This is a genomic window from Actinokineospora sp. NPDC051303, assembly GCF_055586285.1.
The window spans coordinates 41,018-55,896 of record NZ_JBVJIN010000040.1; the positions used below are offsets into that span (position 1 = coordinate 41,018).

Here is a 14,879-nt window from a genome sequence, read left to right on the forward strand (position 1 = left end):
CTACGGCATGGCCACGGACACCCCGCCCCGCTCCGCTCTCGACCGGTTCTTCAAGATCAGCGAACGGGGTTCGACGCCTGCCCGGGAAGTGCGCGGCGGGCTCGTCACGTTCGTGACCATGGCCTACATCGTGGTGCTCAACCCGTTGATCATCGGCAGTTTCGCCGCGGACGACGCCGCCGCGCACCGGGACCTGTTCGGCGACATCCTGCCGGTCGACCAGGTCGCGGCGGTGACCGCGCTGGTGGCCGGGGTGATGACCATCCTGTTCGGGCTGGTCGCGAACTTCCCGTTCGCGCTGGCCACCGGGCTGGGCATCAACACGCTGGTGGCGGTCACCATCGCGCCGCAGATGACCTGGCCGGAGGCCATGGGGCTGGTGGTGGTCAACGGGATCGTCGTGCTGCTGCTGGTGGTCACCGGGGTGCGGACGGCGGTGTTCAACGCCGTGCCGGGTCCGTTGAAGTCGGCGATCGCGGTGGGCATCGGGCTGTTCATCGCGCTGATCGGGTTGGTCGACGCCGGGTTCGTGCGGCGCGTCCCGGACAGCGCTGGCACGACGGTGCCGGTGGGGCTGGGCATCAACGGGTCGATCGCGTCCTGGCCGACGCTGGTGTTCGTCGTCGGGCTGGTGCTGATGGGCGTCCTGGTCGCGAAGCGGGTGCGTGGCGCGATCCTCATCGGCGTGCTCGCCGCGACGGCGCTGTCCCTGGTCATCGAGGCCATCGCCAAGGTCGGGCCGTCGCGTGGGGTGAACCCGAAGGGCTGGAACCTGGGCTATCCGGCGCTGCCGGACGAGGTGCTGTCGCTGCCGGACCTGTCGCTGGTCGGCGACATCTCCTTCGGCGCGTGGTGGCGGGTCCCGGCGATCACCGCGGCGCTGCTGGTGTTCACCCTCGTGCTCACCGACTTCTTCGACACCATCGGCACGATGACCGGCCTGGGCAAGGAAGCGGGCCTGGTCGACGCGGACGGCCAACTGCCGAACACCAGCAAGGCGCTGTTCGTCGACGGCGTCGGCGCGGTCGCGGGCGGCGCGGCGTCATCGAGTTCCAACACGGTCTACATCGAGTCGGCCGCGGGCATCGCCGAGGGCGCGCGAACCGGGTTGGCCAATGTGGTCACCGGCCTGCTGTTCCTCGCCGCGATGTTCCTGACCCCGCTCTACCGGGTCGTCCCGATCGAGGCCGCCGCGCCGGCGCTGGTCGTGGTCGGCGCGATGATGATGAGCCAGATCCGGGAAATCGACTTCACCGATTTCACGGTCGCCTTGCCCGCGTTCCTCACCATCGTGGTCATGCCGTTCACGTATTCCATCGCCAACGGCATCGGCGCCGGGTTCATCAGCTACGTCCTGCTGCGCGCGGTCACCGGCAAGGCCCGCGGCGTGCACCCTCTGCTGTGGGCGGTGGCCGCGGCGTTCGTCGTCTACTTCGCCATCGACCCGATCAAGGCGGCGCTCGGATGACCCCGCCCACGCTGGCGGGCATCGAGGCCGCGATCCGCGCGGGCTGGGGCCGCGACACCTGCGACCCCGACGACCTGGCGGACTGGCGCCCGAACAACCCCGCCCGCGGCCAGTGCGGCCCCACCGCGCTGGTCTTGCACGATCTGGTCGGCGGCGACCTCGTGCTCGCCGAGGTCCGCGCTGGTGGTGGGCTGGGCTGTCGGGTCCGGTACCACTGGTGGAACCGGGTAGGCGCGATCGAGGTCGACCTGACCAGGGAGCAGTTCGCGGTGGACGAGCTGGTGGGGCCGGGCGAGGTCGTCGCCCGCCCGGCAGGCCCGCCCCGGCGCTGCCGAGAGCAGTACGAACTGCTGCGGGCGCGTGTGTTCGGGGCGCTCGACGGGCTGTGACCTAGGACGTAACCGGTAGTACACGACCGTTTAGTGAGTTATGCTAACGATCGTGTCGGAGGAGTCAGCCGAACGAGCGCTCACCAGCCGGTTGCGACTGGCCGTGGTGCGGCTCAACCGCAGGCTCCGGGCCCAGCGCGCGAGCACAGCAAGCTCCCAGGTCACCCTGACCCAGCTTTCGGCGATGTCGTGCCTGCACAAGTGTGGTCCGCTCTCGCCGGGGGAACTCGCAGCGAAGGAAGGCGTGCAGCCGCCGTCGATGACCCGGGTGATCGCGGCCCTGGAAGACGCGGGCTACCTGACCCGCTCCCCGCACCCGCGGGACGGGCGGCAGGCGATCGTGGCGCTGACCGAGGCGGGGACCGCCTACATCCAGGCGGACATCTCCGCGCGCGAAGCGTGGCTGGACCGACGATTGGCCGAACTCGACGACGGTGAGCGAGCGATCCTCGCCCAGGCCGCCGAGATCATCGACAGGATGGCGGGGAACCAGAACTAGTGCGAGCCTACGCGGACGGAACCCGAGAGCAGCGCGACTCTTCCCTGCCCCCGCCTAGGCCGACCGCACCTCCACCATCCACTTCGGACAAACAGCGGCCAGGGATGTTCTCCTCGCTGCGCATCCGCAACTACCGACTGTTCGCCGCGGGCAGTGTCGTGTCCAATGTGGGCACTTGGATGCAGCGCATCGCCCAGGACTGGCTGGTGCTGGTGCTCACCGGCAACGACCCGGTCGCCCTCGGCGTCGCCGCCGCGCTGCAATTCCTGCCGACGCTGCTGTTCTCCCTGTGGGCGGGCGTGCTCGCCGACCGGCTGGACAAACGCAAACTCCTGATCGGCGTGCAGATCGGCCTCGCGTCGTGCGCCCTGGTGCTCGGCCTGCTCGATGTGACCGGCGTGGTGCAGGTGTGGCATGTCTACCTGCTGTGCTTCGTCCTCGGCTCGTTCTCCGCGGTGGAAGTGCCGGTGCGCCAGTCGTTCGTCGCCGAGATCGTCGGCCGTGCCCAGGTGGCCAACGCGGTCGCCTTGAACTCCACCAGTTTCAACCTCGCCCGCGTCGTCGGCCCGGCCATCGCGGGCGGCCTGATCATCCTCATCGGCACCGGCTGGCTGTTCCTGGCCAACGCCCTGTTCACCGTGGCCGTCATCGTCGCCCTGTGGCGAATGGACCCGGCGAGGCTGATCCGGGGCACGAAACTGGTCCGCAGCAAAGGCCAACTCCGCGACGGCCTGCGCTATGTCCGCCACCGCCCGGACATCCTGTCGGTGCTGGTGCTCGTGTTCTTCGTCAGCACCTTCGGCATGACCTTCTTCGTCAGCCTCGCCGTCGCCGCCGCGACCGTCTTCCACCGCGACGCCGATGGCTACGGCCTGCTCACCACAACCCTGGCCGTGGGCACCCTCACCGGCGCCCTGTGGGCCGCCCGCCGCAGCGCCCCCCGAACCCGTGTCCTCCTGGGCTCCGCGCTGAGCTTCGGCCTCCTGGAAATCCTGGTCGGCTTCATGCCCACCTACACCACGTTCGCCCTGGCCCTGATTCCCGTGGGCTTCAGCGTGATGACCTTCATGACCACCGCGAACGCCACCGTGCAACTGGCCGTAGCCCCGGAGATGCGCGGCCGGGTCATGGGCCTGTACATGCTGGTCTTCCTGGGCGGCAACCCCATCGGCGCCCCCATGACCGGCTGGATGGCCCACCAATGGGGCGGCCGTTCCCCCTTCATCATCGGCGGCGCCATCGCGGCCATGGCGGCGGTGACCTGCGGCTTGGCCCTCATCCGCCGAGGCGGAGTCGACCACCCGACACCTCACTGGGGCAGGCTCCTGACCAGACGCGGGCGCACACCGGTCTCCCGCTGACCAGCAGAAACCGGCCCAACTCCACGGCCGGGCCGGTTTCTGGTGTCCTAGTCACTTCCCCAAGGGGCGGCGAGCGCGTCGTCTGTCGCGGCGGGCCGCTGGATTGAGCGCATCCCACGGGCCGTCCTGGTCGGGTCCGACCGTTGCCGTCCGGGTGACGCGGGGCGGCGGCAGTGGCGTTCCGATGACCGCTTTGTGGTAGCCGCGGGGTGGCAGTTTCCCGTCTTCTTTCATCAGGACAGAGTGCGCCCGCATGATCGGCGTTGTGCGCCTGAATATCTCGATCAGAGTGGCGGCGGTGATGTCGGACAACTTGAGGAACAGTGTCAGGGGGGTTTCCGGTTCGCCGAACTGGATCTCCAGGCGGTTTCGGTTGATGGTGTACTCGATTTCCCCCGTGCCGATATCGTAGGTGCCGGTGACCGCGGCCGAGGGGGCGTTCATCGGCGAAGTCCGACCGGCTGGAACGGGTGGTCGCCGGGCTGGTCGTGACCTGGTGCTGGTGGCATGCCGATGAACGCCTTGTGGTAACCGTAGGGTGGGAGATCCTCGGCCTGGAGGATGGAGCACTCCCGTAGGGTGGGCAGCGTTTGTTCAAGTATTCCGGTCAGGGTGACGACGGCCTCGTCGGTAAGGCTGAGGATCAGGTTGATTCCGGGTTGGCTGACCCTCATTTCCAGGCAGTCTTCGCGGACGCTGTACTCGATCTCTCCTTTCGCGATGTCGACGGAATTGATCAAGGAGATCGGGAAATGGGACACGGTTGGGTTCGATTCGGTGGGTGGTGGGGGAGTGGGTGTTCAGCCGCGCGGCATGGCGGCGTGCTCATCGGGGAGCGTCGACATCGCCGCACTGCGAACGAACCACACCAGGTGGGTCTGGCTGACTCCCGATGAACGACGGCGGATCTGGAACAGCCGCTGGGCGCTTTCGGCGCTCTGGGCCGTCAGGTGGAAGCCGCCCGCCACGGAGGTGACCTCGGCTCGGTCTTCGTAGGCCAGCCCGTAGGCCGCGACGAGGGCGTTGTCCGCGTCGCCGTACTCCTCGACAAGGGCGAACAGCTGCGGGGACTCGTCGGCCGCCAGCTCCCGCACGACGTTGGCGAACCCCTCCTTGGTCCACGGCGGCGGCTCCGCTGTGATCGCTGCTTCCTGCTCGGCAATCTCGTTCACGAACTCTTCCTCTCTGTAGCGGAATTGGTTTGATGAGGGTGGTCAAGACCCCGCTGGGGTCGTGCCACCAGGGAGTCCACGGCCGAACGAGGGGTAACCCCCGTGCCCCGGGTCTGCGCCGCGTGCGGCGCTCTAGACTGCTCTGACATGGCAGACGCCTCCACTCGTCCGACCTGACCGGTGGGTACAAGTACCCGTAGGGGACATGTAACCCTACTTGCGCTCCTAGGGATACACGTACCCGGAATGTTGCCCCGAACGGGCGATGTTCGCCGTCGGGGGTTGACAGGCCGCGCCGACCGAGCAAGAGCGAAGGCAGGAAGAAGGGCCGGATGGCTAAGGGCGTAGCGACGATGCCGAGAGTGTTCCTCGGTGAGGCATTGCGCCAGCTACGTGAGGAGTCCGGCCGGACGCTGGACGACATGGGCGCGTGCATCCGGAAGTCGCGCACCCGCATGGTGAATCTGCTCAACGGCGAAGCCACTTTGACCGACGACGAGCTGACCGCGTTGGCCATCTTTCTGGGCGCGAAAGGTCAACGGCTTCGTGAGTTGCAGGCGCTTGGGGTCGAGGCCCGCAAACCTCCGACCGATGACCCGTACACGGACCTGGGTCCTGACTCATGGCGACGGGTGGCGTACTTGGAGGCCAAAGCTCGGGTCATCCACGATTATGTGATCAGTGTATTTCCCGCGCAGATTCAAAGCCCGGAATACATGGATGCTCTGATTCGGGCGACAGAGGGCGTCTGGCTGGACGAGCTGGACGACCAACAGCGGCAAAGTCGGGTGGCTTTCAGGCTTGAACGGCAACGACGAGTGTTCCATAGTTCGGAACCCAAGCGGGTATACCAGTTCTTCTCCGAAGACGCATTCGATGCTGGTGTCGGCTCTCCCAGTGTGATGCGGGCGCAGCTGGTTTACATGTTGGATGCCATCCGGAACCGCAAGAACCTCACCGTCCAGATCGTGCCCAGAACCGTCTGGGACAACCCGGTTCACGGTAGCGGACTTACGTTGTTCGAGTTTGGCCCGATCTTGCGTCCTGTGGGTTTCCTTCCCGTTACTTACGGACCTTCGACCTATCTGCACAAGCCGGAGGATACGCAGCGAATGTTCCGCGCCTTCGACAGGCTCAAGGGTCTGGCGCTCGACCCTAAGGAATCGGAAGAAGTCATCAAGGTGAAGTTGGAGGGATTTTAGGCAATGGCGAACATCCTGGACTCCGGTTGGTTCAAGAGCAGTTTTAGCGGTGGCGCAAATGACCACTGCGTGGAAACGCGCTTCGTCAGTGCAGGGGAGACGACGGTGCATGTTCGGGACTCGAAGAACGTCGCCCACACGTTTGCTGTCCCGGTTGCGGCGTGGGTGCGGTTTGTCGGGAAGGTGGAGGGGTTCTAGGCAATGGCCCATGCCCTGGACTCTGGTTGGTTCAAGAGTAGTTTCAGCGGTGGCGCAAATGACGCCTGCGTGGAAACGCGCTTCGTCAACGACGGGGCAACGACTGTGCACATCCGGGACTCGAAAAACGTTGCCCACGCGTTTGCTGTTCCGGGCACGGCGTGGGAGCGGTTTGTTGGGAAGATCGAGAACGGGTGACTCTGCCCAGGCTTTAGGGGCGTCCCGCCTCCAGTGACCAGTCGCGCCCTGGTGTCAAGGGAGCGCCCCACGGCCTGTGGACAACTTCCCCAACCTGTGGACAACTCGACGCCCCGGCAGGAGCGTTGCGCCAAACGGGTGTATAGGGACCGTCTTTGCGGAACATTGAGGCGCGCCCTCTTGCGTCGACAGAGAGGTAAGGCTAACCTAAGTCTCGTCGCTTCGTGGTGGGAGCGGCAGTCAGTTCGGGAACAGCGAGACCCCCGCGCCAAGCGTCCGGCGCGGGGGTCTCGCGTTTCACACGGCGGGTTCAACTTGTCGGAGCATCCGCCGCCGGGTCCTGGGGGTTACTCGGCGGGGGCGGGTGGGCGCGGGCCGTTGCTCCCGGCGCGGGCGGCGTCGAAGCGGGCGGTGACGTCGGCCCAGTTGACGATGTTCCAGAGCTTCTCGATGTAGTCGGTCTTCACGTTCTTGTACTGCAGGTAGTACGCGTGTTCCCAGGTGTCGAACACCAGCAGCGGGGTGGTGGCGATCGACAGGTTCGAGTGGTGGTCCTTGAGCTGCTGGGTGATCAGCCGCTCGCCGACCGGGTCCCAGGCCAGCACGCCCCAGCCGGAGCCCTGAATGGTGCCGGAGACCGCGTTGAGCTGGGCGCGGAGGTTGTCGAACGACCCGAAGTGCTCATCGATGGCCGCGGCGAGTTCGCCGGTGGGTTTGTCGCCGCCGTCGGGGCTGAGGTTCTTCCACCACTGGTTGTGCAGGGTGTGCCCGGCGAGGTTGAACGCCAGGGTGGTCTCCAGGCCGACGATCGCGCCGAAGTCGCCCTTGTCGCGGGCGGCGGCGATCTTCTCCAGGGTGTCGTTGGTTCCCTTGACGTACGCGGCGTGGTGCTTGCTGTGGTGGAGTTCGTTGATGTCGCCGATGATCACCGGCGCGAGTTGCCCGTAGTCGTAGTCCAGGTCGGGCAGGGCGTAGGGCGCCACGGGGTCTCCTTGTTGCCAGTCGGTACTAATTGCAACATACTGGCAGAAGCCTTACAGGTCGACCGGCCAGGTGTGCACCGGCTCGCCCGCCGCGCTGAGGCGGATGTAGCGGCGCAGCATCCCGACCAGCGCCGCGTCCCTGGCCATCCCGCGCGTCTCCAGCAGCGCCACGGTCTCGCGCTGCCAGGATGAGCCGGTGCGCCGGGCCAGGCAGCGGCGTTCGATGACGCCCAGGTATCGCTCCCGGCAGGCGTCGGAGACCCCGCAGTCCCTGAGGCCCTCGTGCGCCATCGGCAGGAGCTTGCGCAGCACCAACTCGTCCGGCGGCACCCAGCCGATGCCCGGCCAGTACAGCTGCGCGTCGAAGCCGTGCCGGGCGCCCGCGTGCAGGTTTTCCTCGGCCGCCTGAAACGACATCTGCGTCCACAGTGGACGTTCCTCGGCGATGAGCGCGCGCTGGGCGCCGTAGAAGAAGGCCGCGTTGGCGATCAGGTCGACCACGGTCGGCCCCGATGGCAGCACCCGGTTCTCCACCCGCAAATGCGGCACGTCCTCGGTCACGTCGTAGACCGGCCGGTTCCATCGCCAGATCGTGCCGTTGTGCAGCCGCAGTTCCGCCAGCTTGGGCGCCCGCCCGGCGGCCAGCGCCTCGAACGGGTCCTCGTCGTCCAGCTCCGGCAGCAGGCCGGGAAAGTAGCGCACGTTTTCCTCGAACAGGTCGAAGATCGAGGTGATCCACCGTTCCCCGAACCACACTCGTGGCCGCACGCCTTGGTTTTTCAGCTCGTCGGGCCGGGTGTCGGTGGATTGCAGGAACAGCGGAATCCGCGTCTCGTGCCACAACGCTTTGCTCAGCAGGAAAGGCGAGTTCGCCGCGATCGCCACCTGCACGCCAGCCAGGCACTGCGCGGCGTTCCAGTTGGCCGCGAACGACTCCGGCGCCACTTGCAGGTGCAGCTGAGTCGACGTGCACGCCGACTCGGCGAGAATGGTGTCCTGCATGGCGCGCAACCGTTCCGGGCGCTGCCCGGGCATCGGCGAGCCCTCCATGTGCAGCATCAGCTCCTCGCCGCGGGCGGCGAAAATCTCGTCGTTGAGCGCGCGGAAACGAGGGCTGTGCGAAAGCCATTTGGCGTCGAAATGCTCGCGGCGCAGCGTCGGCAGGGAGCCGATCATGACCAGGGTCGCGCCTGCGTCCTGGGCCTTGGCCGCCGCGTCGGCCAGCGAGAGCCGCAGTTCCGCCTCCAGTTCGGCGGACTGCTCGCCATGCAGCGGTCTGTGGCGGACGTTGAGCTCCAGGTTGTGCTGGCCCAGTTCGACCGTGTAGCAAGGGTCATCGATCTTTTCCAGCACCGTTCGGTTGAGCATCGCGGGCTGGAGGGCGTTGTCGACCAGGTTCAGTTCGATCTCCACACCCATCCGCGGCGGCGAGTCGGCGAACCCGCCCTCGGCGAGCATCCGCTCCAGGGCGTCGAGGCACCGCTGGACCTTATGGCGGTAACGCTGTCGGTCTTCTCGGCTGAAAGCGTTGGTCGAAACGTCCTGCCCCATGCCGCCTCCCGTCTGCCGGCCCGCGGTCCGGCACGTGCCCGGGAGGTCAACATTTACACAATGATCACCTCCGGGCTAGCGGCCAAAGTGGTGCCGTGCGTTATGTGGGTGTAACACAGAGCGAGCAAGATGTGATCTGGGTTCACAGCCGGGACCGACGTGGGAGACTGCCCCTGTGGCGCAGGTGATCGAGGTGAGCGACCCGGGGGACCCTCGGCTCGCCGATTTCCGCGACCTGTCGACGGCCGACCGGCGGCCGGACCGGCCGGGCGGGCGCGGCCTGGTGATCGCCGAGGGCGTCGTCGTGGTCCAGCGGCTGCTCGCCTCGCCCTACCCGGTGCGCGCGCTGCTCGGCGTGCGGCGCCGGATCGAGGCCATGGCCGAGGACCTTGACGGCATCGACGCGCCCGCCTACGTCGCCACCGCCGAGGTGATGGCCGAGACAGTCGGCTTCCATCTGAACCGTGGTGTCCTGGCCTCGGCCGACCGCGCGCCCGCGCCCGACCCGCTCGACCTCATCGAGCGCGCCCGCACCGTTGCGGTGCTCGAAGGCGTCGGCGACCACGAGAACCTCGGCGCGCTGTTCCGCAACGCCGCCGCCCTCGGCGTCGACGCCGTGCTGCTCGGCCCCGGATGCAGCGACCCGCTCTACCGGCGCAGCGTCCGGGTGTCGATGGGGCACGTCCTCGCCGTGCCGTTCGCGCCGATCGAGCCCTGGCCCGACGCGCTGAAGTGGCTGCGCGACAGCGGGTTCCGGGTGCTCGCGCTCACCCCTCGGGCGGATTCGGCCCCGCTGCCCGACGTGGTCCGCCCGGGTGAACGGGTGGCGGTCCTGCTCGGCTCGGAAGGCCCGGGGCTGACCGACGCCGCGATCGCCGCGGCCGACGCCGCGGTCAAGATCCCGATGGCGGGCGGGGTCGACTCGCTCAACGTGGCCACCGCCGCCGCGGTCGCCTTCTACGCGCTCACCGCGTCCAGCGAAGGGGGTAGCTGATGGAACTGCGCGCCAAGGACGAGCGAGCCGTCCTCGTCGGCGACGGCGCCCGCGAGGTCGACCCGAACAGCCTCGCCCTCGGCGGCGACCTGTCGGCCGACCTGCACGAGTGGGCCCGCGTGGTCGGCGCCGTGCGCCGCAGCGAGACCGGGGAAGCCGGTTCCGCCGCGCACGTCGTCTCCCGCCGCGGTCACCAACTCGCCACCCGGGTCGCCAGCGCCATGGGCGTCCCGATCAGTTACGTGGACCCGCTTTCCGGAGAGGTGTCAGTCGTGGAACCACCCGCCGCCGTGACCGAGCCGGAGCAGAAAGCCGTGCCCGCCGAGCCCACCCCGTGGGGGACCGGGCTGCTGATCTCCGCGTTCACCATGGTGCTGGTCCTGGCCGCGGTCCTCACCCTGGCGGTGACCCTCTACCAGACCAACCCCCTGCTGGCGATCGGCTCGAACCTCGTGGTCAGCGCGGGTCTGCTGCCCTCGGTCTGGCTGGCCCGCGAGGCCCCGACCTGGCGCTGGGTCGCGGTCGGCGTCGCGGCGGGCATCGCCCTGGGCTGGCTGGCGCTCCCGTTCATCATCTTCGGCGACTGACCCTCAGACCAGGGAGTCGCGCCAGGCGGTGTGCAGGGCGTTGAAGCGGCCGTCCGCGCTGATCAGCGCGGTGGGGGAGCCGTCTTCGACAACGCGGCCGCCGTCGACCACCAGGACCCGGTCGGCGATCAGGACCGTCGACAGGCGGTGGGCGATGATCAGCGCGGTGCGGTCGGCCAGGACGGACTCCAACGCCTTCTGCACCACGCGTTCGGTCGGCACGTCGAGGCTGGAGGTCGCCTCGTCCAGCACCAGGACCGCCGGGTCGGCCAGGAAGGCGCGCGCGAACGCGATCACCTGCCGCTGGCCCGCCGAGAGCCTGCCGCCGCGTTTGCGCACGTCGGTGTCGTAGCCCTCCGGCAGGGCGGTGACGAACTCGTGCCCGCCGACCGCCCGCGCCGCCGCCTCGATCTCCGCGCGGGTCGCGTCCGGCTTGCCCAGCGCGATGTTGTCCGCGACCGAGCCGCTGAACAGGAAGTTCTCCTGGGTCACCATGACCACCGCGCGGCGCAGGTCCACATCGGACACCTCGCGCAGGTCGATCCCGTCCAGTCGCACGGTTCCCGAGGTCGGGTCGTAGAACCGGGCCACCAGCTTGGCCAGCGTCGACTTGCCCGCGCCGGTCGGGCCGACCAGGGCCACCGTCTGCCCGGCGGGCACGGTGAGGTCGAACGCGGGCAGCACCACCGGAGTCGCCGGGCTGTAGCGGAACTCGGCGCGCTCGAAGGTGATCGAGCGGCCCGGCCTGCCCGGGTTCTCCGGCAGCGGCGTCGGCTTCTCCGGCTCGGCGACCTCCGGTTTCTCTTGCAGCAGACCGGAAATCTTCTCCAGCGAGGCGATGGCGGAGGAGTAGGCGTTCGTGAATTGCGCGATATCATCGAGAGGGTCATAGAAGCGGCGCAGGTAAAGCAGGAAAGCCGTGAGCACGCCCAGTTCCAGGCCGCCGTCGACCACCCGCCACGTGCCGATGGCCAGCACCAGCGCCAGTGTCAGGTTGCCCACCAAACGCACGTTCATGGTGAACCGGGCCATCACGGTGAGCGCGTCGGCGTTGGCGTCGCGGTAGCGGACGTTGAGCCCGCCCATGATCGACTCGTTGCGGCCCTCGCGGCGGAACGCCTGCACCGCGCGGATGCCGTTCATGCTCTCCACGAACTGCACGATGATCTTGGCGATGGCGCCGCTTGTGCTGCGGTACGCCAGGTTCGAGCGCAGGTAGAACCAGCGGGTGACCAGCACCAGCGGCACCAGCCCGGCCAGCACCAACAGGGCCAGCGGCAGGTCGAGCCACAGCATCAGCGCGGAGATGCCGACCAGCGACAGGACCGCGGTGAGCAGGTCATCGATGCCGACCTCCAGCAGGTCGTCCAGCGCGTCGACGTCGCTGGTGAGCCGGGAGATCACCTTGCCGGAGGTGTAGGACTCGTGGAACGACAGCGGAAGCCGCTGGGCGTGCTCGAAAATCCGCTGTCGCAGGTCGATCAGCAGGGCTTGGCCGATGCGGCTGGACAGCCGCAGGAACACGTTCCACACCACCGCGGACGCCACGCCGCAGAACGCGTACCCGCCCACGCACCACGCCAGCACCGTGGTGTCCCCGGCGATCGCGTTCGGGATGCCGGTGTCGATCGCGGCCGCGATGAGCAGCGGCCCGGCGAGCTGCGTGATGTTTTCCAGCACCACCAACAGAAACGCCAGCGCGGTCCGCCCCGCCACCGGGCGCACCAGGGTGGCCAGCAGCGCGCGCGAGCGGGCGTGCAGCTTCACCCCGACGGCGTGGGTGACTTCCTCGGTGTCCTCCGTCGCGACGCCCCGCCAGGCGAAATCGTCGTCGGCCGCGCCGTTGGGCGCTGGGGTGGTCATCACGCCACGCTTTCCTCGTCGGTGTCCGCCGGTTCGTCCATAGTGGACAGAAGGCTGCGGTAGGCGGGATTGGTGGCGAGCAGGTCTGAATGCGTGCCCACGGCGGTGATCCGCCCGCCGTCGAGCATCGCCACCCGGTCGGCGAGCTGCACGGTGCTCGGCCGGTGCGCCACGACCAGCGCCGTGACCCCGGAAAGCACGCTGCGCAAGGCGTGCTCGACCTCGGCCTCGGTGTGCACGTCCAAAGCGGACAGCGGGTCGTCCAGGACCAGCACCTGCGGCTTGCCCACGACCGCGCGGGCCAGGGCCAGCCGCTGCCGCTGCCCGCCGGAAAGCGACAGGCCCTCCTCGCCGATGCGGGTGTCCAGGCCCCACGGCAGCCGGTCCACGAAGTCCTCGGCCTGCGCGATCCGCAGCGCCACCCGCACATCCTCGTCGGTGACCCCGGGCGAGCCGAGAGCCACGTTTTCCCGCACGCTCGCCGAGAACAGCACCGGGTCCTCGAACGCCATCGCCACGACCGTGCGCAGCTCGGCCAGCCGCAGATCGCGCACGTCCACGCCGTCGATGGTCACCTTGCCCCCGGTCACATCGGCCAGGCGCGGCACCAGCGCGGTCAGCGTCGTCTTCCCCGACCCGGTCGGCCCGACCAGCGCGACCGTCTCACCGGGACGGACGGTCAGATCCACCCCGCGCAGCACTTCGCGCCCCGAACCGGTGTGCCGGAACCGCACGTCGTGGAAGCGCACCTCGCCCGTGCCGTCCGCGGGCAGCTGGCGCGGCGAATCCGGGTCTGTCACCGTGATTCGCGCGTCCCGCACCTCCCAGTAGCGCGCCGACGCGGTCGCCGCCTGGTTCGACTCGGCCAGCAGCCAGCCGATCGAATCCGTTGGCCAGCTCAGGTAACTGGCCACGGTGACCCCCGCGACCAGCGTGCCGACCGTCATCGTCCCGTCGACAACCCGGAACGTGCCGAACAGCAGTTGGGCCGCGATGCCCAGCTCGGGCAGCAGCAGGATCGCCGACCACAGCTTCGCCTGGAGCCGGTACTTCGCCAGCTCCGTGTCCCGCAACTCGTTGGCCTGCTTGAGGAAACGCGCCGTCATCCGGGGCCCCCTGCCGAACGCCTTGAGCACCCGGATGCCCAGCACCGACTCCTCGACAGTGGTCGTCAGGTCGCCCACCTGGTCCTGCGACCGCCGCGCCAGCACCTGGTACCCCGACTCATACCGCGAGGAGATCATCACCAGCGGCGCGGCGAAGACGAGCGTGATCAGGCCGAGCACCGGCGAAAGCCAGAACAGGACCACCAGCCCAAGCACCAGCGTGATCGAGTTGACCACCAGGAAAATCCCGGCGAACGCGATGAACTGGCGCAGGGTCGATAGGTCCGACACCGCCCGCGACAGCAACTGCCCCGACTGCCACCGGTCATGAAAGGAAATCGGCAGCCGCTGCAAGTGGTGGTACAGGTCGGCGCGCAACTCCGCCTCGACCCGCGTGCTCGCCCGCGCCACCAACCGGCGGCGCAGGTAGAACAGCAACGCCTCCGCCGTCCCCAACCCCGCGACCGCCAACAGCAGCCACGGCAGCGGCCCTGTGTCCCGGCTGGCGACCGGCCCGTCCAGCACCCGCTGGATGACCAGCGGAATCATCAGCCCACAGATCATCGACCCAAGCACCGCGGCGCCCGACCCGATCAATCGCCCGCGAACCGGCCGCAGATAAGGAGTGAGCCGCCGCAAAGCCGCGATGCTGCTGGTAGGTGTGGAATCGCCTTTCCCCTGAACCGACGTCGCGTCCATGTCGCTCCCTGTCCTCCACAAGGACGTTAGCGATCCCCGGTGCGGACGGTCATCCGGTTTTCCGGCACCCCGCACGGCATCATGTCCCCATGACACGACCGGACGCCGTGCGCTTCCTCCGCACGGAACCGAGCATGGCCTTCCCCGAGGGCAGGCTCCTAGCCCTCCGCGACGGCCAACTGCACCTGCTGGCCCCGGACGGCTGGACCCGCCTTGGCCGCTCCCGCCCCGACACCGCCACCTGGTTGACCCGCGAAGCCGCGGAGGACTGGTGCGAACGGGAGGGCTGGGACCTGAACCTGCTGGACGCGGTGCCCGCCACTACTCTCTAGCTGGCTTTTGTCAAGCGCACGAGGGCGGGTTGTCCACAAGCGTGCCGAGTTATCCACAGGTTTCGCGCTCCCCTTCTTTTCGGCCCCAGAGCCGATAGACTGGAGCGGGGCGGCCCCCCGGGGAGGGTGGGGTATGCCGTCGCGCGGGTTCGCGGGGGTGGGGTCTCGGGCTTGGCGGGGTCTGCTCGATGGGGTGGAGTGGTTTCTTTGGGGCCTTGGTCTCAGGTGGTGGGTGCGACACCGTGGTTGATCAGGAGTTCGTTGAGTTTTTCGGTGG

Annotated in this window: 17 protein-coding genes; 10 read left to right on the forward strand and 7 right to left on the reverse strand. The window is 68.4% G+C overall.

What is annotated here, in order from left to right:
• Window positions 1-7: 7 nt before the first annotated feature.
• From ACZ6SD_RS25240 to ACZ6SD_RS25255, 4 genes are all read left to right on the forward strand, one after another.
• The gene (locus ACZ6SD_RS25240; protein ID WP_465319460.1) at window positions 8-1,468 is read left to right on the forward strand and encodes an NCS2 family permease; all 1,461 of its coding nucleotides are present in this window, start codon (window positions 8-10) and stop codon (window positions 1,466-1,468) included.
• A complete protein-coding gene (locus ACZ6SD_RS25245; RefSeq protein WP_465319461.1) occupies window positions 1,465-1,857 on the forward strand; it encodes a YunG family protein in 393 nt (130 codons plus the stop codon). The genes ACZ6SD_RS25240 and ACZ6SD_RS25245 overlap by 4 nt, the downstream gene beginning before the upstream one ends.
• A 52-nt stretch (window positions 1,858-1,909) precedes the next feature.
• Window positions 1,910-2,356 (forward strand): MarR family winged helix-turn-helix transcriptional regulator, encoded by a 447-nt coding sequence (locus ACZ6SD_RS25250; RefSeq protein ID WP_465319462.1) that lies wholly within the window; start codon window positions 1,910-1,912, stop codon window positions 2,354-2,356.
• Window positions 2,357-2,460: 104 nt separating this feature from the next.
• The gene (locus tag ACZ6SD_RS25255; protein WP_465319463.1) at window positions 2,461-3,717 is read left to right on the forward strand and encodes an MFS transporter; all 1,257 of its coding nucleotides are present in this window, start codon (window positions 2,461-2,463) and stop codon (window positions 3,715-3,717) included.
• A 51-nt stretch (window positions 3,718-3,768) separates the two neighbouring features.
• Here the strand turns inward: ACZ6SD_RS25255 and ACZ6SD_RS25260 are convergent, their stop codons facing one another.
• The 3 genes from ACZ6SD_RS25260 to ACZ6SD_RS25270 are packed head-to-tail and all read right to left on the reverse strand — an operon-like array spanning window position 3,769 to window position 4,889.
• Window positions 3,769-4,161, reverse strand: a complete 393-nt coding sequence (locus ACZ6SD_RS25260; RefSeq protein WP_465319464.1) for a hypothetical protein — start codon at window positions 4,159-4,161, stop codon at window positions 3,769-3,771.
• Window positions 4,158-4,457 (reverse strand): hypothetical protein, encoded by a 300-nt coding sequence (locus ACZ6SD_RS25265; protein ID WP_465319465.1) that lies wholly within the window; start codon window positions 4,455-4,457, stop codon window positions 4,158-4,160. Before ACZ6SD_RS25265 ends, ACZ6SD_RS25260 begins: the two co-directional genes overlap by 4 nt.
• A 60-nt stretch (window positions 4,458-4,517) precedes the next feature.
• A complete protein-coding gene (locus tag ACZ6SD_RS25270; protein WP_465319466.1) occupies window positions 4,518-4,889 on the reverse strand; it encodes a hypothetical protein in 372 nt (123 codons plus the stop codon).
• Between the two features lie 332 nt (window positions 4,890-5,221).
• Here ACZ6SD_RS25270 and ACZ6SD_RS25275 point away from each other — a divergent pair, with 332 nt between their 5' ends.
• Genes ACZ6SD_RS25275 through ACZ6SD_RS25285 form a run of 3 tightly spaced genes read left to right on the forward strand, consistent with a single transcriptional unit; the run spans window position 5,222 to window position 6,487 of the window.
• A complete protein-coding gene (locus ACZ6SD_RS25275; RefSeq protein WP_465319467.1) occupies window positions 5,222-6,091 on the forward strand; it encodes a helix-turn-helix domain-containing protein in 870 nt (289 codons plus the stop codon).
• A 3-nt stretch (window positions 6,092-6,094) separates the two neighbouring features.
• Window positions 6,095-6,289, forward strand: a complete 195-nt coding sequence (locus ACZ6SD_RS25280; protein WP_465319468.1) for a DUF397 domain-containing protein — start codon at window positions 6,095-6,097, stop codon at window positions 6,287-6,289.
• A gap of 3 nt (window positions 6,290-6,292) precedes the next feature.
• The gene (locus ACZ6SD_RS25285) at window positions 6,293-6,487 is read left to right on the forward strand and encodes a DUF397 domain-containing protein (protein ID WP_465319469.1); all 195 of its coding nucleotides are present in this window, start codon (window positions 6,293-6,295) and stop codon (window positions 6,485-6,487) included.
• A gap of 347 nt (window positions 6,488-6,834) precedes the next feature.
• Here the strand turns inward: ACZ6SD_RS25285 and ACZ6SD_RS25290 are convergent, their stop codons facing one another.
• Both ACZ6SD_RS25290 and ACZ6SD_RS25295 read right to left on the reverse strand, forming a co-directional pair.
• Window positions 6,835-7,470, reverse strand: a complete 636-nt coding sequence (locus tag ACZ6SD_RS25290) for a superoxide dismutase (RefSeq protein ID WP_465319470.1) — start codon at window positions 7,468-7,470, stop codon at window positions 6,835-6,837.
• Window positions 7,471-7,521: 51 nt separating this feature from the next.
• On the reverse strand, window positions 7,522-9,021 hold the full coding sequence (locus ACZ6SD_RS25295) for a glutamate-cysteine ligase family protein (RefSeq protein ID WP_465319471.1): 1,500 nt from the start codon (window positions 9,019-9,021) through the stop codon (window positions 7,522-7,524).
• Window positions 9,022-9,196: 175 nt separating this feature from the next.
• Between ACZ6SD_RS25295 and ACZ6SD_RS25300 the strand changes: the two genes are divergently transcribed.
• On the forward strand, window positions 9,197-10,015 hold the full coding sequence (locus ACZ6SD_RS25300) for a TrmH family RNA methyltransferase (protein WP_465319472.1): 819 nt from the start codon (window positions 9,197-9,199) through the stop codon (window positions 10,013-10,015).
• Window positions 10,015-10,602 (forward strand): DUF2537 domain-containing protein, encoded by a 588-nt coding sequence (locus ACZ6SD_RS25305; RefSeq protein ID WP_465319473.1) that lies wholly within the window; start codon window positions 10,015-10,017, stop codon window positions 10,600-10,602. The genes ACZ6SD_RS25300 and ACZ6SD_RS25305 overlap by 1 nt, the downstream gene beginning before the upstream one ends.
• 3 nt (window positions 10,603-10,605) lie before the next feature.
• On the opposite strand, the gene ACZ6SD_RS25310 is transcribed toward ACZ6SD_RS25305, so the two are convergent.
• Together ACZ6SD_RS25310 and ACZ6SD_RS25315 are read right to left on the reverse strand one after the other, a co-directional pair.
• Window positions 10,606-12,465 (reverse strand): ABC transporter ATP-binding protein, encoded by a 1,860-nt coding sequence (locus ACZ6SD_RS25310; protein WP_465319474.1) that lies wholly within the window; start codon window positions 12,463-12,465, stop codon window positions 10,606-10,608.
• Window positions 12,465-14,270, reverse strand: coding sequence for an ABC transporter ATP-binding protein (locus tag ACZ6SD_RS25315; protein ID WP_465319475.1), 1,806 nt, complete (start codon window positions 14,268-14,270; stop codon window positions 12,465-12,467). Before ACZ6SD_RS25315 ends, ACZ6SD_RS25310 begins: the two co-directional genes overlap by 1 nt.
• 89 nt (window positions 14,271-14,359) lie before the next feature.
• Here ACZ6SD_RS25315 and ACZ6SD_RS25320 point away from each other — a divergent pair, with 89 nt between their 5' ends.
• Window positions 14,360-14,602 (forward strand): hypothetical protein, encoded by a 243-nt coding sequence (locus ACZ6SD_RS25320; protein ID WP_465319476.1) that lies wholly within the window; start codon window positions 14,360-14,362, stop codon window positions 14,600-14,602.
• Window positions 14,603-14,879 lie beyond the last annotated feature (277 nt).